19 protein-coding genes are annotated in these 19,115 nt (G+C 72.9%); 12 read left to right on the forward strand and 7 right to left on the reverse strand.

Going from position 1 to position 19,115, the window contains the following annotated elements:
- Window positions 1–15 precede the first annotated feature (15 nt).
- The 4 genes from ACWED2_RS13920 (at window position 16) to ACWED2_RS13935 (ending at window position 4,427) form a co-directional block, all read left to right on the forward strand.
- Complete coding sequence (locus ACWED2_RS13920; protein WP_449690827.1) at window positions 16–1,101, forward strand: multicopper oxidase domain-containing protein; 1,086 nt, start codon at window positions 16–18, stop codon at window positions 1,099–1,101.
- Window positions 1,102–1,115: 14 nt separating this feature from the next.
- Window positions 1,116–1,835, forward strand: coding sequence for a YcnI family copper-binding membrane protein (locus ACWED2_RS13925; protein WP_449690828.1), 720 nt, complete (start codon window positions 1,116–1,118; stop codon window positions 1,833–1,835).
- A gap of 85 nt (window positions 1,836–1,920) precedes the next feature.
- Window positions 1,921–3,666, forward strand: a complete 1,746-nt coding sequence (locus ACWED2_RS13930; protein WP_449690829.1) for a copper resistance CopC/CopD family protein — start codon at window positions 1,921–1,923, stop codon at window positions 3,664–3,666.
- A gap of 23 nt (window positions 3,667–3,689) precedes the next feature.
- Window positions 3,690–4,427, forward strand: a complete 738-nt coding sequence (locus ACWED2_RS13935; RefSeq protein WP_449690830.1) for a helix-turn-helix domain-containing protein — start codon at window positions 3,690–3,692, stop codon at window positions 4,425–4,427.
- Between the two features lie 237 nt (window positions 4,428–4,664).
- Here ACWED2_RS13935 and ACWED2_RS13940 read toward each other — a convergent pair whose 3' ends face one another.
- Window positions 4,665–5,192, reverse strand: coding sequence for a DUF6318 family protein (locus ACWED2_RS13940; protein ID WP_449690831.1), 528 nt, complete (start codon window positions 5,190–5,192; stop codon window positions 4,665–4,667).
- Between the two features lie 191 nt (window positions 5,193–5,383).
- Here ACWED2_RS13940 and ACWED2_RS13945 point away from each other — a divergent pair, with 191 nt between their 5' ends.
- Complete coding sequence (locus tag ACWED2_RS13945) at window positions 5,384–5,641, forward strand: hypothetical protein (protein ID WP_449690832.1); 258 nt, start codon at window positions 5,384–5,386, stop codon at window positions 5,639–5,641.
- Here ACWED2_RS13945 and ACWED2_RS13950 read toward each other — a convergent pair.
- A complete protein-coding gene (locus tag ACWED2_RS13950) occupies window positions 5,622–6,452 on the reverse strand; it encodes a helix-turn-helix domain-containing protein (RefSeq protein WP_449690833.1) in 831 nt (276 codons plus the stop codon). The genes ACWED2_RS13945 and ACWED2_RS13950 overlap by 20 nt on opposite strands.
- Before the next feature lie 224 nt (window positions 6,453–6,676).
- On the opposite strand from ACWED2_RS13950, the gene ACWED2_RS13955 reads away from it, so the two are divergent.
- From ACWED2_RS13955 to ACWED2_RS13965, 3 genes are all read left to right on the forward strand, one after another.
- Window positions 6,677–8,158, forward strand: coding sequence for a hypothetical protein (locus ACWED2_RS13955; protein WP_449690834.1), 1,482 nt, complete (start codon window positions 6,677–6,679; stop codon window positions 8,156–8,158).
- Window positions 8,159–8,310: 152 nt separating this feature from the next.
- Window positions 8,311–8,940 carry an RNA polymerase sigma factor gene (locus tag ACWED2_RS13960; protein WP_449690835.1) on the forward strand — a complete coding sequence of 210 codons (630 nt, stop codon included), beginning with the start codon at window positions 8,311–8,313 and terminating at the stop codon, window positions 8,938–8,940.
- The gene (locus ACWED2_RS13965) at window positions 8,940–9,695 is read left to right on the forward strand and encodes a hypothetical protein (RefSeq protein ID WP_449690836.1); all 756 of its coding nucleotides are present in this window, start codon (window positions 8,940–8,942) and stop codon (window positions 9,693–9,695) included. Before ACWED2_RS13960 ends, ACWED2_RS13965 begins: the two co-directional genes overlap by 1 nt.
- 195 nt (window positions 9,696–9,890) lie before the next feature.
- Here the strand turns inward: ACWED2_RS13965 and ACWED2_RS13970 are convergent, their stop codons facing one another.
- From ACWED2_RS13970 to ACWED2_RS13990, 5 genes are all read right to left on the reverse strand, one after another.
- On the reverse strand, window positions 9,891–10,652 hold the full coding sequence (locus ACWED2_RS13970) for a TetR/AcrR family transcriptional regulator (RefSeq protein WP_449690837.1): 762 nt from the start codon (window positions 10,650–10,652) through the stop codon (window positions 9,891–9,893).
- Window positions 10,653–10,770: 118 nt separating this feature from the next.
- On the reverse strand, window positions 10,771–10,995 hold the full coding sequence (locus ACWED2_RS13975) for a tautomerase family protein (protein WP_449690838.1): 225 nt from the start codon (window positions 10,993–10,995) through the stop codon (window positions 10,771–10,773).
- 31 nt (window positions 10,996–11,026) lie between these two features.
- Window positions 11,027–11,929 carry an SDR family NAD(P)-dependent oxidoreductase gene (locus ACWED2_RS13980; protein WP_449690839.1) on the reverse strand — a complete coding sequence of 301 codons (903 nt, stop codon included), beginning with the start codon at window positions 11,927–11,929 and terminating at the stop codon, window positions 11,027–11,029.
- 9 nt (window positions 11,930–11,938) lie between these two features.
- Window positions 11,939–12,685 (reverse strand): SDR family oxidoreductase, encoded by a 747-nt coding sequence (locus ACWED2_RS13985; RefSeq protein ID WP_449690840.1) that lies wholly within the window; start codon window positions 12,683–12,685, stop codon window positions 11,939–11,941.
- A gap of 102 nt (window positions 12,686–12,787) precedes the next feature.
- Complete coding sequence (locus tag ACWED2_RS13990; protein WP_449690841.1) at window positions 12,788–13,957, reverse strand: alpha/beta hydrolase family protein; 1,170 nt, start codon at window positions 13,955–13,957, stop codon at window positions 12,788–12,790.
- A 96-nt stretch (window positions 13,958–14,053) separates the two neighbouring features.
- Here ACWED2_RS13990 and ACWED2_RS13995 point away from each other — a divergent pair, with 96 nt between their 5' ends.
- The 4 genes from ACWED2_RS13995 to ACWED2_RS14010 all read left to right on the forward strand — a co-directional run bounded on the left by ACWED2_RS13995 (window position 14,054) and on the right by ACWED2_RS14010 (window position 19,109).
- On the forward strand, window positions 14,054–14,671 hold the full coding sequence (locus tag ACWED2_RS13995; protein ID WP_449690842.1) for a TetR/AcrR family transcriptional regulator: 618 nt from the start codon (window positions 14,054–14,056) through the stop codon (window positions 14,669–14,671).
- A gap of 142 nt (window positions 14,672–14,813) precedes the next feature.
- A complete protein-coding gene (locus ACWED2_RS14000; RefSeq protein WP_449690843.1) occupies window positions 14,814–16,292 on the forward strand; it encodes a VMAP-C domain-containing protein in 1,479 nt (492 codons plus the stop codon).
- A 5-nt stretch (window positions 16,293–16,297) separates the two neighbouring features.
- Window positions 16,298–17,338 (forward strand): AAA family ATPase, encoded by a 1,041-nt coding sequence (locus ACWED2_RS14005; protein WP_449691016.1) that lies wholly within the window; start codon window positions 16,298–16,300, stop codon window positions 17,336–17,338.
- A gap of 16 nt (window positions 17,339–17,354) precedes the next feature.
- On the forward strand, window positions 17,355–19,109 hold the full coding sequence (locus tag ACWED2_RS14010; protein WP_449690844.1) for a hypothetical protein: 1,755 nt from the start codon (window positions 17,355–17,357) through the stop codon (window positions 19,107–19,109).
- The last annotated feature ends 6 nt before the right edge of the window (window positions 19,110–19,115 follow it).

Here is a 19,115-nt window from a genome sequence, read left to right on the forward strand (position 1 = left end):
GCAGAAGGGAATTCGATGCGTTATCCACAGTGGACACGGAAGTTCCGGCGTCCGCGCAGCCGGGTCCTGCGGTTCGTCGCGATCGGCTCGGCGGTCGGGCTGACCGCGGCCGCGGCCGTCGGCCCGGTGCGTTCGGCGGTGAGCGCCTCGGCACCGGTCGCCGTCCAGGAGGCCGCGGCGACGCAGCTGCTGCAGCGGCCACTCGGGACGGCGTTCGGGCAGCAGTCGCAGGCCGAGGCCGACCTCGGCGACGGCACCACGCTCGCCGCCTGGGAGCTGAAGGACGGCGTCAAGGAATTCCACCTGACCGCCGCGCCGCTGACCTGGGAGACCGAGCCCGGCCGCACCAAGCAGGCACTGGCGTTCAACGGCCACCTGCCCGGGCCCGTCATCCGGGTCAACCAGGGCGACAAGGTCCGGATCGTCGTCAAGAACAACATGGCGAAGCCGACCGCGGTGCACTGGCACGGCATGGAGCTGCCGAACGACCAGGACGGCGTGCCGATGCTGACCCAGCCGGACATCGAGCCGGGCCAGAGCTTCACCTACGAGTGGACCGCGGTGTCGACCGGCACCCACTGGTACCACTCGCACGAGGACGGCGACCAGGAAGGCCGCGGTCTCTACGGCGCACTGGAAGTCGTGCCGACCCTCGGCGACATCCCGGCCGAGCGCGACTACCGGATCATGACCGGCGACGGCGCGCTCGGGTTCGTCTTCAACGCCAAGAGCTACCCGGCGACGACGTCGCTGGCCGCGAAGGTCGGCGAGCGCGTGCACATCCGGCTGATCGGCACCGGGCCGGAGATGTTCCACGCCATCCACATCCACGGCGGGTACTTCACCGTGGTCGCCCAGGACGGCCGCCCGCTCGCGGTGCCGCAGCAGATGGACACGCTGACCGTCGGGGTCGGGCAGACCTACGACCTGATCTGGGTGCCCGTCCGGCCGGGCAAGTGGATGATCCACTGCCACGTCTTCTCGCACTCCGAGGTGTCGATGGGGATGACCGGCATGGTCACCATCGCCGACGTCCACCCGGCCACCCTCCCCCTGCCCGGCCTGCCGGGCGTCACCGAGTCCCAGCAGCAGCACAACTGAACCCTGGAGCCGACATGTCCCTTCCCCTCGCCGCCCGCCGGGTCGCCGCCGTCTCCCTGCTCGGCGCCGCCGGCGTGCTCCTCGCGCAGCAGGCCGCCTTCGCGCACGTCACGGTCACCCCGAACACGGGGACGCCCGGCGGCTACACGCGGGTGGCCTTCAACGTCCCCAACGAAAAGCCGGACGCCTCAACCGTGAAGCTCGAAGTGGTGCTGCCGGCCGACCACCCGCTCGCCTCGGTCTCCGTGCAGCCGGTGCCCGGCTGGACGGTCACCCGGGAGAAGACCAAGCTGCCCCAGCCGGTGCGGACCGACGACGGCGAGGTGACCGAGGCCGTCACGTCGATCGTGTGGCAGGGCGGGCAGGTGCAGCCCGGCCAGTTCCAGCAGTTCCTCGTCTCGCTCGGGCCGCTGCCGAAGGACACCGGCCAGCTGGTGTTCAAGGCGTTGCAGACCTATTCGGACGGTTCCGTGGTGCGCTGGATCGACCTGCCGGACGGCAGCGGCGCCGAGCCGGAACACCCCGCGCCGACGCTCTCGCTGGCCGCCGCGCCCGCGGCCGCCGCTCCCGAGCCGGCGGCCGCGCAGGGGGATTCGACCGCGCGGGCGCTCGGCGGCGGCGGGCTCGCGCTCGCGATCGCCGCGTGCGGCTGGGCGTGGCAGTCGCGGCGGCGGGCGAAGCAGGCGCCTGCCGCACCCTCCCCGGCGGCGCACAAGCCGAAGGTCGGGGTCTGAAACGGGCGGTGGCCCGGCCGACCGGACCTCGGCCGGCCACCGCCTTCCGCTGCCTGCCGCCGTCCCCGCCCGCGAAAGGAACCCCGTGCTCGCAGCAACGACCCGGCGGCTCGCGGCCGCCGTCACGGCGCCGGTCCTCGCGCTGCTCCTGCTCGTGCTGGTCCCCGGAACCGCCTCGGCCCACGCCGTCCTGCTGGACACCACCCCGGGCAACTGGCAGGTCGTGGCCGCCTCGCCGCACGAGATCTCGTTGCGGTTCAACGAACCCGTCGACGTCGGGCTCGCCGAGATCCGGCTGCTCGGCCCGCGCGGCGACGCCGTCGAGGGCCTGCCGCGGCCGGTGCACCCGGGGGAGCACCGCGAAGTGGTGACCATGGCCGTGCCCAACGCGCTCGCGACCGGCACGCACACGGTGACCTACCGGGTGGTGTCCGCGGACTCCCACCCGGTGCAGGGCGCGTTCAGCTTCAGCGTCGGGCAGCCGATGCGGACGTCGGACGCCACCCCGATGTCCTCCGGCGCGGCGGACGGCCTGACCGCGACGGCCTACGGTGTCGTGCGCTGGACCGGTTACGCCGGTCTCGCGGTGCTGCTCGGCGCGGCGTTCCTGGCCGCGCTGCGCCGGCCGGCCGGCGAGTCCCCGGCGGGCGACCGGCGGCTGCTGTGGCCGGGCTGGTGGGTGCTGGTGTCGGCGACCGTGCTCGGTTTCCTCGGCTACGGCCCGTACGCCGCCGGACGGCCGCTCTCCGCGCTGGGCGACTTCGCCCTGCTCGGATCGACGCTGGGCAGCCGGATGGGGCTGGTGCTCGCCGTCCGGCTGGTCCTGCTGGCGGTGGTGGCGGCGTGGCTCGCCCGGTGGCCGCGCGTGCCGCGCAACCCGTGGTGGCACGGCGGCGCGGTGCTCGCCGTCGGGGTCGCGCTCGCGACGACGTGGAGCCTCGCCAACCACAGCGCGGCCGGGGCGCACGTCGGGTTCGCGCTCGTCGCCGACACCGTGCACCTGACGGCGATGAGCGTCTGGATCGGCGGGCTGGTCGCGTTGCTGGTGCTGCTCAGGCGGCCGGGCGACGCCGACGCGCTGCGGCAGGCGGTCCCGCGCTTCTCGCGGGTGGCCGCGGTGTGCGTCGCCGTCCTGGTGGTCACCGGGACCTTCGAGGCCTGGCGCCAGGTCGGGACGCCGTCGGCGCTGTTCGGGACGACCTACGGCACGATCCTGCTCGGCAAGCTGGCCCTGGTCGCGGTGCTCGTCGCGCTGGGCGGGCTGGCGCGCCGGTGGGTGCGGCGGCACTACGGCGAGCCGGTGACGACGGCGCTGCAGCGCAAGCGCGCCCGGCGTGGACCGCCGGAACTCCAGGTGCGGCGCTTCCGGCGGGCGGTCGGGTGCGAAGCCGCCGTCGCCGTCGCCGTGCTCGGGTTCACCGCCGCGCTGGTCAGCGTGGAGCCGGCGCAGGCGCAGGTGGCCCGGGAGCAGGCCGCGCCGAAGATCCCCGCCTACACCGGGCCGGTGAGCACCGTGCGGCCGTTCACCGCGGGCGGTACGACCGGGCAGCTCGGTGTCGACATATCGCCGGGGCGGATCGGGCCGAACGAACTGCACCTGACCGTGTTGGACGCGCAGTCCCGGCCGCACGAGGTCGCGGAGCTGCGGGCCGAGCTGCGGCTGCCGGACCGCGGGGTGGGGCCGCTGCCGGTCAAGGTGGCCTACGCCGGGCTCGGCCACTACGTCGCCGGGGCGTCGATCGCCGTGCCCGGGCAGTGGGAGCTCGCCGTGGTCGTCCGGACGTCCGAAGTGGACCAGGCGACGATCCGCGTCCCGTTCGGGGTCCGGTGACCGCCGTGCTGGCAGGGGGTGGGATGGTCCGGCGCGACGCGCGGCGGCTGCCCGAGGCCGCGTTGGAGGACCTGCGCCGCCGTGCGGTCGCCGCGGTCGAGTCCGGCCTCACGCGCAGCGAGGTGGCCCGCCTGTTCGGCGTCTCCCGCAAGACGGTCGGGACCTGGGTGACGGCCTACCGGGACCTCGGCGAGGACGCGTTCCGGCCGCGGACCCGCGGCCGGCGCCCCGGCGAGCAGCTGGCGCTCTCACCCGGGCAGCAGGCCGCCGTGCTCGAGGCTGTGACCGGGCGGGACCCCGAGGAAGTCGCGCTGCCGTACCGGGTGTGGACGCGGCAGGCGATCGCGGAGCTGGTCAACCGCGAGTTCCGGATCACGCTGAGCCTGAAGACGGTCAGCGGCTACCTGGCCCGCTGGGGCCTGCTGCCCGGCCCGAACGTGCTGGCCGCCCTGCGGGGCCGGGGAGCGGTGGGGTTCCGGGCCGCGGAGGTGGTGTGGCTGACGTGGCACCGGAGCCCGGCGGACCTCGACGTGCTGCTCGCGGCGTGCAACCGGGGCTCGCTGTACTTCGACGTCCGGACCACGCCGTTCGACGCCGTCGCGGTGACGGGCTTCCTGCGCCGGCTGGCCGACCAGCTCGGTCACCCGATCACGGTCGTGGTCCGGGCCTGGCCCGCCTCCGGCACCGGCCTGGTGCGATCGTGGCCGCCGGTGCCGGATCCCCGGATCGAGCTGCGGTTCGCCTGGACGAGTAATGCGTGACTCGGTTGGTGGTCGGGTGATGACCACCCAGCGGCCCACCTCCAGAAGGTGAGGAGACAGCGGGAGAGAGGGCCATCCCAGAGCCTGCCCGTCCGGCGAGGACGCTTTTGTCTTTGAAGCCGCGGCAGACTCGGCAGCTGCGGGTTACTTCCGCCGCGGCAGACCCGCTTCTGCCGCGGCAGAAGCAGGTCTGGTGACGTCGTTGGTCGCCTTGCGCTCCCGGCCGCCCGTCCGCGGCTAGCTCTTTTCGACGCCCAGCTTGATCGCCGTGGTGCGCCAGGCCGTGCCCGTCCAGTCGAGCTCGAACACGAAAACCGTGCGATTCGCGGGCACGGTTTCCGTGGTGGCGCCCGTGCGGTCGAGCACTTTCAATTCGTCCTGGTCGAAGAGCACGGTGACGGTCGGCTTTTCCGCCGGTCCGTCCGGGACGGCGCTGCGGAAATGGATCCGGCCGCCCTGGTACGTGGCGCCCGCGGCCTTGTCCCGGTCGAGCTGGGCGGCCAGCTGGGTGCAGGTCCGGCAGGTCGGTGCGGCCAGGTCGCGCAGCGGGACGGCGTCGAGCGTCCGGTAGCCGTAGTCGGCGAGGTCCAGCCAGTGCGTGGCGAACGAAGTCGCGCCCTGGGTGTCCTTTGTGGTCGCGTGCGGCGGCATCGGCGGCACCGGCGTGGCGGGCGCCGCCGGGACGTCCGCCGTGGTGCACCCGGCGGCGGACAGGCCGACGGCGAACGCGATCGCGGCACCGCGGCCGCCCCGGGAGGAACGCATGAACCCGAGAATGGCAGACTGCGTGATGAATTCGTGCGCCGGTGCATTAATGGCGCGTTACGAAATGTCCGCCGGGGCGGCCGGGTCGCGGTGAAGTATCTGTGTGTCCGCTCGTTTTCGTCGACTTCGGCGTTTTCGGTGTTCTATGCTCGCCAAAACAATCCGCCGGGTCGACCCGAGGGAGCGCCGCGATGCCGAACCTGTGCTGGGGCACCACCGACCTCTACCCGGGCCGGGTGCACACGATCCTGCCCGGCAGCACCGTTTCCCTGTGCAGCCAGGGCCGCTACACCGAACTGATCATGGACCAGGTCAGCGAGTACCGCAGCCCGCACGCGCGGATCTGCCCGGAATGCGCGATCGCCGCGGTCGGCAGGCTCTTCCCGGCCCGGCCTTCGCCGTACCCGCGCGGAGAAACCGGGCCGGTCGTCAGCTTGGCATCAGGATGAACCGGACCGGGAAGACGGCCGGCACCGCCCGCAGCACGTCGCGGGCGTGCGCGGGCCACCGGCCGACGACGACGTTGAGCCCGCGGCCGGCCCGGGTCAGCTCGAGCAGGAACGCGGTCACCTCCCCGGCGTCGAACGGGCCCACCCGAGCCTGGAAGTGGAGGGCGCCGCGGCTGGTGACCGCGTACAGCACGTGCACGTCACCGAAGTGGGTGCGGAAGCCGTTCAGCAGGTTGTGCCCCGCCGCGACCGGGCCGGCGCCGGTGTCCGGCGGGGCGTGCGGGCGGGTCCAGCCGAACCACAGCGGTTCGGCGTCCGGCAGCCACTCGGCCGGCCGCTGGACGGGGACGAACGCCGGGACCCGGCGCCGGGCCGGCTCCGGCCGCAGCGCGTGGTCCTCGAGCAGCCCCCAGCGGCCGAGGTAGTGCGTCACCGTCGTGGTGCTGAGCAGGATCCGGTACCGGTGGTTGACGAGCTCGGCGACCGCCTGGCGGTTCCACAGCCGGTGCGGCAGGCCGTGCGACTCCGGGGAGCCGGCGATGATCGCCTCGATCGTCGCCGCCTGGCGGGGCGGCGACAGCACGAGCTGCTCACCCGGGCGGCGGCCGCGCGGCTTCGGCCGGAACGCGGTGCTCCCGGCCTCACGATACGCCCGCACCCAGGCACCGACGGTCTTGCGCGACACGCCGAACGTACGGGCGACTTCGACCTGGGACGCACCGGCCTCCACCGCGGCGACGGCTCGTCGACGCAGGACTTCCAGCGCTTCGGCTGGCAGGCTGCGCGCGTCGCCCGGAGTCTTCGTCGTCAAGCCCCCGACGGTACGGATCTTCGCGAGGGTGCCGGTTATCCGCAGATGAACCTTTCCGTCCGAAACCCGGCCAAACCGCCCCTGCCCGGTGATCAGGCTGTAACACGGATCACAGTGGCCGTCAGCCGGTCAGGGGGAAGCGCGCCCCAGCCTGGCCCTTTCGGGCCGTTCCGTCTGCCCCCGCGGTCGTGGTCGCCGCTCCCGGCGGATCGTATCGTCGAACCGTGGAGCATGTGCGGAGGAAACCGGCCGCCCGGCCGCGCGATGCCCAGCCCGACCGGGGCCCCGCGGCGACAGAGCCGGGGTTGCTGCGGCTGCAGCGCCTCGCCGGGAACGCCGCGACCACGCGGCTGGTCACCGTGCAGCGCGATCTCGACGACCAGGCCGCGCTCGCCGCGGTCGACGGGCTGCCCGCGCACGTGCTGTCCGGCAACGGTGGCGTGCCGCTGGCGACCGAGGCGGCGAAGCAGGATTTCCTGCGCGCGGGCCGGGAGTGGTTCGGCAGCCACGAGGCGACGCTGGACCACTTCCGCGGCATCGAGCAGTCCACCGCGCCCGGCCACCCGTTCCTGCATCGGGACGCGAAAGCCCGGCTGGAGGCGGCGATCGCGTCGCTCGGCGGTCCCGGGCCGTCGTCGACCGTGGCGTTCTCCTTCCGCAAGGCGTTCACCAAGGACACCCACTACACGCCCGCGTCGATGCACACGCTCGGCTACGCGATCGACTACGACGCCAACAACATGCCCCGCATCGGCCGCGGCGAGACGGCCGAGCTGCTCCGGCTCACCGGCGGCGGCCCCAGCAACGCCCAGCTCGGCGAATACTCGGCCCGGCGGGCCGTCATCAGCGCGACCGGCGACGCGACCGCCGCGGGGGAGGCACCCCCGGCGCAGGCGGCGGCGCTGATGGACCAGATCCGCGCCGAGTCGCAGCGGCTGGCGGCGTCCTCGCAGGCGTTCCAGGCGAGTCTCGGCGCCGCGCGCGAGGGGTTCCTCGAGCTGCGGACCCAGTACTTCGAGGCGACGACGCCGGAGGCGAAAACCGCGGTCCTGAACCAGGTCCCGGCCCTGATCGTGCCGTGGACGACCGCGATCACCGCCGAGGAGCAGCGCTTGACGGCGTTGGCGACCGCGGCCGCGCTCGATCCGGCCGCGCTGCCCGCGAAGGCCCAGCTGGTCGCGCAGATCGCGCAGATCGAGGCGGCCGTGCGGGAGGCGGGCCGGGCCGTCGCCCAGGCGAAAGGCAAGGAACCGGACGCGAAGTCCAAGCTGTGGGGGCGGCTCGCGGCCTGGGAGAAGCTGGTGAAGACCGAGCCGGACGGTACGTTCGGTGAGCGCGTCACGCGCGTCACCGAGCAGGCCCAGACCCTCCTCGGCGCGCTCAGGCCCCTGGTGGGTGCGAAGGAAACGCTCGCGAAGCTGACGTCGTTGCGGGCCAAGCTGAGCGATCCGGCGTTCCTGTTCGGCAGCGCGAAGCGCAAGAAGGGCGAGCGGCCCACCACCGCGACGGTCCCGGACACGCCGTCGATGGCACAGCTGGTGGAGAAGGGCTACTACAACCCTCGCGACCCGGCGGCGGGACGCGAGCACTTCAACGCGGACTTCCTGGTCGCGCTGGCACAGCACGGCTTCGACCTCGGCGTCGCCTGGACCGGCGAGTCCACCGACTCGATGCACATGGAGCTGGTCGTCCCACGAGGCGGCTGAGCCGGTGGCGGGGAACCACCCGACCGGCCGGGCCGCGAACTGAACCTGTCCTGCCGGAAGCAGCCAGGAGCGGGGCGGGCTTTCGCATGCCGGGCCGATGGACCATGATGGCGCGGTCAACGCGGTGGGGCTGACCGCAAAGGATGCATGTGGTGCTGGAGTCGGTCCCTTACCGTGCCCGGCGTACGTCCGGGGAGCCGGTCGACGACGATGACCTGTCGGCCGTGCTCGCGCGGGCGCAGCGGGGCGACGAGGACGCGTTCCGCCTGCTGTACCGGTCGGTGCAGCCCGGCCTGTGCCGGTACCTGCGGGTCCTGGTGGGGCAGGACGCCGAGGACGTCGCCTCGGAGGCGTGGCTGCAGATCACCCGGGACCTGGCTTCGTTCCGGGGTGACGCGGACGGGTTCCGCGCCTGGACCGCGACGATCGGGCGGCACCGGGCGCTGGACCACCTGCGGCACCGGCGCCGCCGCCCGGTGGCCGAAGCGCCGGCCGAGTGGTTTCCCGAGCGGCCCGCGACCGACGACACCGCCGCCGCGGCGATCGAAGCGACCGCCACCGAAGCGGCGCTCGCGCTGATCGCGACGCTGCCGCGTGACCAGGCCGAGGCGGTGGTGCTGCGGGCCGTGGTCGGGCTCGACGCCAAGGCGGCCGCGGCCGTGCTGGGCAAGCGCCCCGGCGCCGTCCGCACCGCCGCCTACCGGGGACTTCGCACGCTCGCCGACCGCCTCGATGCCTCCGGTGTGACACTTTCGAGCGGCCCGACGCTGAGGGGTGTGTGATGAGCAAGCAGCAAGGACGCCGGATCGACCGGCACACCGCGGAGCAGTTGCTGCGGGGTGCGCCGGCCGACACCCCGGACGCGCTGGCCGGCCTGCTCGCCGCCGCGGCCGCCCCACCGCGCGACGGCGAGCTGGGTGGGGAACCGGCGGCCGTGACGGCGTTCCTCGAGGCGGCTCGGCACACCAGTCCCCAGCTACCCCGGAGCCCCTCGATGATCAAGACCATGTGGGCGAAGCTGCTCACGGTGAAGGTCGCCGCCGCGGCCGCGGCGGTCTTCACCGTCGGCGGCGTCGCCGCGGCCGCCGCCACCGGCGCACTGCCCTTCCAGGCCGGCGACGCACCGTCGCCAGCCCCCGCGGCGTCCAGCCACGCCCAGGCGCCGACCGGCACCACGGCCGAGGCCACGGCGACGCACGGGCCGGACGGAACCCGGCCGGCGGACCAGCCGTCGCCGTCACCCTCGCTGGCCGGGCTGTGCCAGGCGTACAGCGCCGGCGACAAGGCCGAGCACGGAAAGGCGCTGGAAAGCCCGGCATTCACCGCCCTGATCACGGCGGCGGGCGACAAGACCAAGGTCGACGCCTACTGCGACACCCTGACGAAGGCCGAAGCCACGAAGCCGGCCCACCCGACCGGCGCGCCGGCGGACCCGGGCAACTCGGAGAACGGCAAGGACCACCCGACGGCCGCCCACCCGACGGGGCCGCCCGGCACCCACCCGTCCGGACCGCCGACGACCCGCCCGACGCACTGACTTCCTCCACCACCGACCGGCGGCGATCCCTCCCCCTCCCCCCTGAGGGATCGCCGCTCCCTGGACGGGCGGCGGCCGAACCCCCATCACCGGGCCGCCGTCCGTCCACGTACCGCAGCCGGGGCGCTCACTCGACGGCCAAACCTGCTCGAGGTCTTCCGCCGCCAGGCGCGGACAGCGGCGAAGCAGGTCCGGTCAGTGGCTGTTCGCCAGGTCGTCGCGGACGTCCGGCGCAGGAGAGGCCTGAATCCGGTCCAGCCACTTGAGGAGCAGCGCGGTCTCCTCGGGTTCCAGCGGCGACGTGCCCGGCTTCTTGAGTTGCGCCGCGAGCGCGAGCGCCGGAACCGCCATCGCGTTGCCCGGTGCCGGTGCCGCCGTGGCTTCCGGGGTGAGGCAGGCGGCGAAGACCGCGTCGCGGACGCGGTGGGAGAGGCCGGGGTCGGCGTAGCGTGCGGGCTGGGAGAGGATGTTCAACGCGACGCCGACGTTCGCCGACAGGATCGCCTGCGCCGCTTCGGCCGGCGGGATCCGGAGCGCGCCGATCGCCGCGCAGCGATCGAGCGCCTGGGTCAGCAGCTCGAAGATCCGGCCGGCGGGCGCGGGGACCTCCGGCAGGGCGGGGGAGAACATGAGCCGGTAGAGCGCGCCGTTGGTGAAGGCGAAGTCCATGTGGTCGTCCCAGCCGGCGCGCAGGTCGGCGACCGGGTCGTCGGTGGACTCGAGGGCCTGTTTCCGCGCGACGTAGCGTTCGAACCCGTTCTGCACCAGCGCGAGCAGCAGGCCGTTCTTGTCCTTGAAGATCCGGTACAGCATCGGCTGGGCCACGCCGACCGCGTCGCACACCGCGCGCGTGGAGATGTCGTGGTCCTCGGCGGTGACCAGGAGCTCCTCGGCGGCGGCGAGCATGCGGGTGCGCAGGTCGTCGGCCTTCGCGCTGCGCGTGGCGGCATCGGACATGACCTGCCCTCTCACTTCCTGACCTGCTCGGCCGTGCGGCCACCGGGATCCCGGGGCCACTGTATACAGAGCGGCCGGCGCCGGCCGCGCGCTGGGGAGCGACCGGCGCCGGTCCGGGTCACTCGGTGCCGGGTTCGGCGGTGCCGTTGATCATGGCGGCGGTGAGGACGGTGCCGCCGATGCCCCAGCCGCCGTCGACGACCTCGTCGACGACCACGAGCACGTTCTGGCGGGCGACTTCGCCGTAGATCTCGACGTAGAGGTCGGTGGTGCGGTCGATGATCAGCTTCTTCTGCTCCGGCTCGATGGTGCCGGCCGGGACCTTGAAGTTGGCGAACGGCATGGTTTTCTCCTCGGTTTCTCGGTGTGCGGGATCAGTGGACGGCGTTGGCCGGCAGCAGTTCTTCGATGCCGATCCGGCGGTAGAACTCGGCCCGGATGCGGTCGTTCACGATCGCGACGACCTCGCTGCCGTCGTTGCTGGGGTCGATGTGGACGCGGAAGGGGCGCTGCCCGGCCGGCAGGCCGACGACGCGCACGATCTCGTCCGCGACCTCGTCGGTGGTCCGGCCCGCGGGGAAGATGTCGGTCAGCGCCTGCGCCATCCCGTCGCGCAGCTTGCCGTACTCGGCCTGGTACTCGGCATCGCGGCCGGTGTCGGCGGGGGTGCCCGCGTGCGCGAAGTGGTTGGTGCCGCTGGGGTAGGCGCCCGGCACGACGATCGTGGTGTCGATGCCGTACTTGATCAGCTCCGCCGCGTAGCTCTCGGCAAGGGCGTCCATCGCCGCCTTCGCGGCGAAGTACGGGGCGAGGAACGGGGGATGGCCGCCGCGGGTGGACGACGAAGCGATCCACACCAGGTGCCCGCGGCGGCGGGCGCGCAGCGCGGGCAGCACGGCGCGGTTGACCCGCTGGGTCGAAAGCACGTTGACGTCGTAGAGCTGGGCGAGCTGCTCGGTGGTGAAGGCTTCGGCCGGACCGAGGACCATGTGCCCCGCGTTGTGCACCACCACGTCGATGTGGCCGTGCCGGTCCAGGACGTCGGCGACCGCGGCGTCCACCGACGCCTGGTCCTGCACGTCCATCTCGAGACCGCGGATGTCGATCCGCTCCGCCTCGGCCAGGCGGGCCAGCTCGGCCACGCGGGGAGCGTTGCGGCCGGCGGTGGCGCGCATGCCGGCGTACACGGTGTGGCCGGCCCTGGCCAGCGCGCGGGCGGCGAGGTTGCCGAAGCCGCTGGACGCGCCGGTGATCAGGATGACGTTCTGCTCGGACATCGGTGCCTCCTAGATGATTCCGCCGTTGTCGCGGATGTTCTGGCCGTTGACCCACCGGCCGTCCGGGCCGGCGAGGAACGCCGTGAGGTGGGCGATGTCTTCGGGACGGCCCAGCCGTTCCAGCGGCGGCTGGGCGGCCAGCTTCTCGATCGCCGCCTCGTCCTTGCCGTCGAGGAACAGCGGTGTCGCGGTGGGGCCGGGGGCGACGGCGTTGACGGTGATGTCGCGGCCGCGCAGTTCCCGGGCCAAAACCAGGGTGAGGGCTTCGACCGCGCCCTTGCTGGCGACGTAGGCGCCGTAGGCGGGGAACTGGAGGCCGACGACCGAGGTCGAAAAGTTGATGATGGCTCCGCCGGCCCGCAGCCGGCGGGCGGCCAGCTGGTCGACGACGAAGGTGCCGCGGATGTTGGTGCGGTGCACGGCGTCCAGTTCGGACAGGTCGAGGTCGACGATCGGCTTGAGCCGCATGATCCCGGCGGTGTGCACCAGGACGTCGATGCCGCCGAAGGCCTCTTCGACCGAGTCGAAGGCGGCGGCCATGGCGACCTCGTCGGCGACGTCGCCACCGACGGCGATCGCGTGGCCGCCGGCCGCCGTGATGCTTTCGACGATCTCGTCCGCGGTCGCTTTGTTGGCCGAGTAGTGCACGCCGAGGTGGTAGCCCTCGCCGGCGAGCCGTTCGACGACGGCGCGTCCGATGCCTCCGGAACCTCCGGTGACCAGCGCGACCCGCGGGTGGGTGGAGGGAGCGGTCATGGTGAACTCCTGTTGTCAGCGATAACTTGTGGCGCTTTTCGACGATAACACGACTTGCGTGTCAGCGCTACCGAAATCTTGTTTTCATTGATAACTGCCTGCTCAGGCGGCGAGGACGGTGTCGAGCCAGTCGAAGGTGCGCTGGTGGAACAGGAACAGGGCGCCTTCCTGGCAGTGCTCGCCGGCACCTTCGTCCTCGCGGAAGAAGATCAGCTTCTTCTCGCAGGTCAGCTCGTCGAACACGCGCTGGGGCTGACCGGCGAAGAACTGGTCGTTCTCGCCGTCGAGGACCAGGGTGGGGCAGGTGATGCGGCCGGCGATCCCGGCCATGGTGTAGGCCTTGGTCGCCTCGACCACCTCGTCGAAGGTGGACACCCCGAAGGTCCACTTGCCGTTGCGGACGACCCAGCGCGCCGAGGTGTTCCGCGCGATCATCGCGTCGAGCCCGCCCGGGGCCGACGCGGCTTGCGCGGCGACGGTGGCGAAGGGTTCGTGCAGGTCGTAGACCCCGTCGTAGAGCACGCAGGCGGCGATGCGGTGCTCGAAAGCGGCCGCGCGCCCGGCGAGGTAGCCGCCCATGCTCATCCCGATCAGCGCGATCTTGTCGTTGTCCACTTCGGGCAGGGTCAGGGCGAGGTCGACGGCGGGAGTGACCACGGCTTCCCAGTCGGACCGGAAGTACCGGCCGTCCTGCCGCAGCGGGGCGCCCTGGCCGGGACCGTCGAAGGCGAGGACGTTGTAGCCGCGCCGCAACGCGCCCACGGCGATGGCGAAGTAGTTCTCCTCCAGGATCGAGTCGAACCCACCGTGGAACAGCACGGTCGGCCGCGGGGTGCCCGAGTCGTCGACGAGGAACAGGTAGGCGGGCAGCGTGGTGTCCTCGTACGGGATGCTCAGCGCGCGGGCCGGGGTGTCCAGCAGCGGAGCGGCGTCGGCGAACGTCCGCTGAGCGGCTTTCGCCAGTCGCGCGGACTCCGGGTCGTGCGCGGGGTCGTCGCGGCGGTAGAAGTCGGCGACCCGGTAGTAGTTGGACGCCCGCAGCAGCGCCTCCCGCGCGCTGACCCGGTGCCCGGCGGCCAGTGCGTCGCGGCCGATGCCCTCGATCCGCGCGGCCGTCGCGGCCCACCGCGTCGACCAGGCTTCCTCGTCGCCCTCGGGGATCTCCCGGCAGGTGACCAGGACTTCGCCGAGGTCGGCGCCGGCGTAGGCGGCGTAGCCCGCGGCGCGCAGGGCTTCGAAGGAGAAGGACTCGTCGTCGAAGAGGAATTTCATCGGATGCCTCCTGCTCGGTGCGAACGGAACGGTGCCGTTCCGTTTTAACAGGGTCGAAGATGGAACGCAACCGTTCCGTTCGCTACACTCGGTGGTATGGCGACGAGCGAAGACGGGACCCGGCCCGCGAGCGGTGGGGCGGTGCTGCGGAAACAGGTGACCGACGCGATCACCGAGGCGGCGTTCGCCGAGGTGGCGGAGACGGGGTATGCGCGGACGTCGATGGACGCGGTCGCCCGGCGCGCCGGCGTCGGCAAGGCCGCGCTGTACCGGCGGTGGCCGTCGAAGCAGGCGATGCTGGCCGAGCTGATCCGGGACAAGGTCACCGCGGCGTCGCCGCCGGTGCCGGACACCGGCGCGCTGCGCACCGACCTGCGCGAGCTGTTCGCGACCTTCCGCGGTCAGCTGGCCCATCCGCTGGTGGCCCGGATCGGGGCCGGGCTCCTCGCCGAAGCCACGCACGACGCGGCGTTGGACGAGGTGCTCCAGACGGCGGTGGCCGCACCGCGGCGGGCGGCGGCCCGCGCGATCCTGCGGAACGCGATCGGCCGCGGCGAGCTCCCACCCGGCCTGGATCCGGAGCTGGGCACCGATCTGCTGATCGCCCCGCTGGCCTTCCGGATGCTCGTGGTGAAGGGCCCCAGCGGCGACGAGTACCTGGACGCGCTGACGCGAGCGGTCGAGGCGGCCCTGAAGGCGTCGCAACCGCGGTGACCGTGGTGACGCCGGCGTAGGCGGCCGGATATCCGGAGGAGGCGGAAGCCGGCGGTGTCGGCGGCCTCGAGCGCGGGCCGGCCCGTGCGAGGATGGGTGTCGGCCACCGACCGGACCAGCTGAGCCGAGGGGTACCGCCTGGATGGACGCCACATTCGACGGAAACAACGCGTCGGCCCGGATGGCGGATCGGCTCGAGGAGCTCCTCGCGCGATTCGAAGTGCTCGGAGACGGGGCGGACAGGCAGTTCCCGCCGGCTCTGCTGGGGGACGTGCTCGGCGGTCCCATCCCGTACCGGACCGGGAATCCGGACCTCGCCCGCTTCGTCCTCGAGCAGCCGTACCGGCTCACCGCCCTCATCCGCGTCGTCGGCGAACTGGAGCCGGACTCGCCGGCGTTGACGGACCTGCTGGCCCTGCGGGACGAGCTCACCGCCGCCGAGCGGGTGCCCGACCTGGGCCACGTTCTCGCGCTCCTGCAACCGATCCGCCTCGCGAACACGGACGCGGGGGAGCAGCGCGCCTTGCTCGGGTTGGCGCGCCAGGCGACCAGCGACCGGTTCGACGAACTGCCGCCGCAGTGCCGTTCCGTCCGCACGATGTTCCTTTGCCTGACCGACTACAACGCCCCGGCCGGCGGGCCACCGCCGGCCATGGTGTTCGTCGCCCAGGTCGCCGGCTTCTTGGCGGACCGCGAGATCGCGGCGGAACTGAGGAGGTGGAACCAGCGCTGGGCCGAGCGGACGGGCATGGCCGAGGCGTTGCGACAGGCCGCTTCACGGGTGACGGCACCCGACGCCGATCGCCTGGCCACCGTCCGCCTCGTGTTCGAGTTCGACCCGGACCCGTTCGACGACAGCAGGGTCATGCTGTCGCACTGGCGTCACTGGGGCGACCGGTCCGGGTTCAGCCAGCGGCTCGGTGGCACGCCGGTGCCGGTGGCCGACCTGGAGTCGGAGGTCGACGACGCCATCGGGGCCCTCGAGACCACGCTGGCCGTCGGCGAGGCCGACGCTCCGGACAGCTCGATCGTCCTCGAGTTCATCCTGCCGTGGGAGATGCTCAACACGCCGGTGGAGTCCTGGCGCCGGGATTCGACGGCGGCCCCGCTGGGGGTCGACTACCCCGTCGTGGTCCGCAGCCTGGACCGGATGCGGGCCCTGCGCTACCACCGCGCGTGGCGACGGCGCTGGCAGTCGCTGGTCAACCGGGACGCGTCGGCCCGCCCCTACTGGAGCCACGCCGTCGCGGACGGGCCCGAGGCCGAGCGGCTGGCGGTCGAGCTCGTGCACAGCGACACCGTGTCGCTCGTGCTGAGCGAACCGCCGGGTGCCCGGGGCGGCACCGCGTGGCGGGAGGTCGCCGCGGCGTTCCGCGCGGGTCTGCCGGTCATCATCTGGGACCGCGAGGACTGTGCGGCACCCGGCTTCCGCGACGCCGTCAGCCACCTCGTCGAGGGTGAGCCGACCGAACTGCCGGAACGCGTGGCGCGGCTGAAGCGCGACGCGCTCATCGCCGCCGGACGGCAGTCCCACGCGGGGCGGACGCTGGTCCTCTTGTGGGACGACCCGGACCACATGCCGGAACTGCCGTACGTGCCGAGGCATCTGGAGGGAGCGTGACCCCGATGCCCGAGGAGATGGACAGCCTGGAGGGCTACTCGTCGACCTTCCCGAAGTGGTGGATCTACCGCGGGACCGGACACACCGCCCCGGCGGGGAAGTGGGACTCGCGGTGGCCCAAGGCGCCACCGGCGCGGCAGCCGCGGGGCACGACGCGGCGGGAGGCGCCCGAGTTCGACAACGTCGAGACCCAGCGGCGGTTCGGCTGCCGGACGTTCGCCGGCTACCGCGATCGCGGGCTGCTCAACGGGATCAACGTCGCCATCGCGCTGGCCCGCCCGCTCCTCGTGACCGGTGCTCCGGGCACGGGGAAGTCCGCCATCGCGTACGCCATCGCCAGCGAGCTGGGGCTGGGCCGGGTGCTCCGCTGGTCGCTGACCCCGACCGACACGCTGCGGTCCGGGCTCTACGAGTACGACATGGTCGGCCACGTCAACGCGAGCCGGACCGGGCAGAACGGCTCGGTCAGCGAGTTCGTCCGGCTGGGTCCGGTGGGCACGGCCTTCCTCGGCTACCGGCGGCCGAGGGTGCTGCTGCTCGACGCGATCGACCAGACCGACTTCGACTTCACCTGTCACCTGCTGACGCTCGTCGAGGACGGTTGCTTCGAGATCCCCGAGCTGGTGCGCGATGCCCAGCCGGAGGCGGTCGTGTTCACCGCGGATCCCGGGGTCCGGGCATCGGTGGTGAACGGCATCGTGACGTGCGACGCGTTCCCGCTGGTGATCATCACGAGCAATGGCGACCGGGACCTTCCCTCGTCCTTCCGCCGCCGGTGCGTGGAGGTCTCCCTGCGCCCGCCCACCACGGAGGAGCTCCGGGTCATCGTGGACGCCCACTTCCCCGAGCAGCAACACCCCTTCGTCGACGAGCTGGTCCACCTGTTCGCGGAGCGCCGGGCCGGCGACGGTGCTCCGGACGTGGAGCAGCTGCTCCACGCGATCCACCTCTTTTCGGTGAACGAGGAGATGATGTCCGACCCGGAACAGCGTGACGAGATTCTGGGCCTGCTCTGGCGCGGACCTGCCGACCGAGAGCACCTATGACCACGAGCAGTGGCCCATGACGACGACGCTGCCTCGTGCCCGCCCCGGCCACCAGGCCACCGCGCCGACACCGGAGGCGTTCCGCGACGTGCTGCGTGCTTTGCGCGGCCGGACCCGCACCGCGCCGACGCCCGAGTTCTGCGTCGAGCCGGTGCTGGCTCGTCCGGCGGTGCCGCGCAAGCCGTGGGACGCCGTGCTGGTCGTGGACGACAGCCCGTCCATGCGGTTGTGGTCGTCGGTGGTCCAGGGGACGGAACGGTCCCTCCGGGCGAGCGGGGTGTTCCGCAACGTCGTGGTGCGCAGACTCGGGGTGGACGCACACGGCCCGGTCCTTCGGGGCTCCGGCCGTGCGGACGGGGGACCGCGGGCGGTCGTCGACGCGCACCGGCAACGGGTCGTCCTGGTGCTGACCGACTGCGCCCACCCGATGTGGAATTCCGGGCGCATGTGGTCGCCGTTGCGGTTGTGGGGCGCGGCGCACCCGGTCGTCCTCGTCAGCCTCGTGCCGTGGTCCGTGGCCGGCCGCGGCGGACTGGCCGTGCACCGGCTGCGGTTGCGGGCGGAGCGGCCCGGCACGGCCAACGGCGTGCTGCAGTGGCGGCCGCGTGCCGACCCGCTCGGTGTGTACGACGATCTGGCGGACGCGATGCCGGTCTGCTTCAGCGAGCTCGACCTGGTCGGCCTGCGTCGGTGGGGAGACCTGACCGGGCGCCCGCCGGCCTGGACCGACACCGGTGCGATCCTCGTCCCCGGCCGGCCGCGGGACTCGGTGGAACCGCCGGTGCTGTCGCCCGCGGAACTGGTGTCGGCCTTCCGCACCAACAGTTCTCCCGACGCCTTCCGGCTGGCGGTGTACCTCGCGGCCGTCCCGTTGGAGCTCCAGCTGATGGTCCAGGTCGGCGAGCGGCTGCTGCCCAGGACGAGCCGGGCGGCGCTGGCGGAGTTCCTGGCGAGCCCCCTCATCGAACCGCGGGAGGCGGCGCCGGCCGGGGTGGTGAACTTCCAGTTCACCATCGCCGGGTTGCGTGGTGAGCTGCTGGGCTTCGGCCGGCGCAGCGAAACGGAGTACGTGCGGGAGATCGTGCGCCGCCACCTGAGCCGGCGCCACGGCGGGGTGGCGGTCGAGCGGTCGGCGGATGCCGAGGAGGCGGACCTGGCCGTGCACGGTGCGCTGTCCGGTCAGGAACCACGGGCAGCGGTGCCCCGCACGTCGGTGCATCGGGCGATCGTCGCCGTGGACGTGGAGAGCTACGGCGATCCCGCGAGGACGTCCTACCACCGCATGGCCGCGCGGGCCGGCATCCACGACGCGATGGCCACCGCGTGTGCGGAGGCGCGGGTGCCGTGGGACCCGGCGAACGTGAGCGACTCGGGTGACGGGCTGTTGCTGCTCTTCCCGGCGGAGGTGCCCAAGGTGGCGCTCGTGGACATCCTGCCGACCCGGCTGGCCGCCGCGGTGCGGCGGCACAACGCGGTGCACGCGCCGGCCGCGCGGATCCGGCTGCGCATGGCCGTCAACGCGGGTGAGGTCTACTACGACGGGCCGGGGCGGGTCGGGCAGGACCTGATCCTGACCTACCGGCTGCTCGACGCGGCGACGGTGAAGGACGCGTTGGCGCGGTCGACGGCGACCGTGGCGCTGGTGGTGTCCGACCAGATCTACACGTCGGTCGTGCGGCAGGACCCGGGCATCGACGCCGGGACGTTCCGCGCGGTGCTGGCGGACTCGAAGGAGACGCACGCGCGGGCCTGGGTCCGCCTGGTGGACTAGGCGTCC

This window comes from Amycolatopsis sp. NPDC005003 (assembly GCF_053600695.1).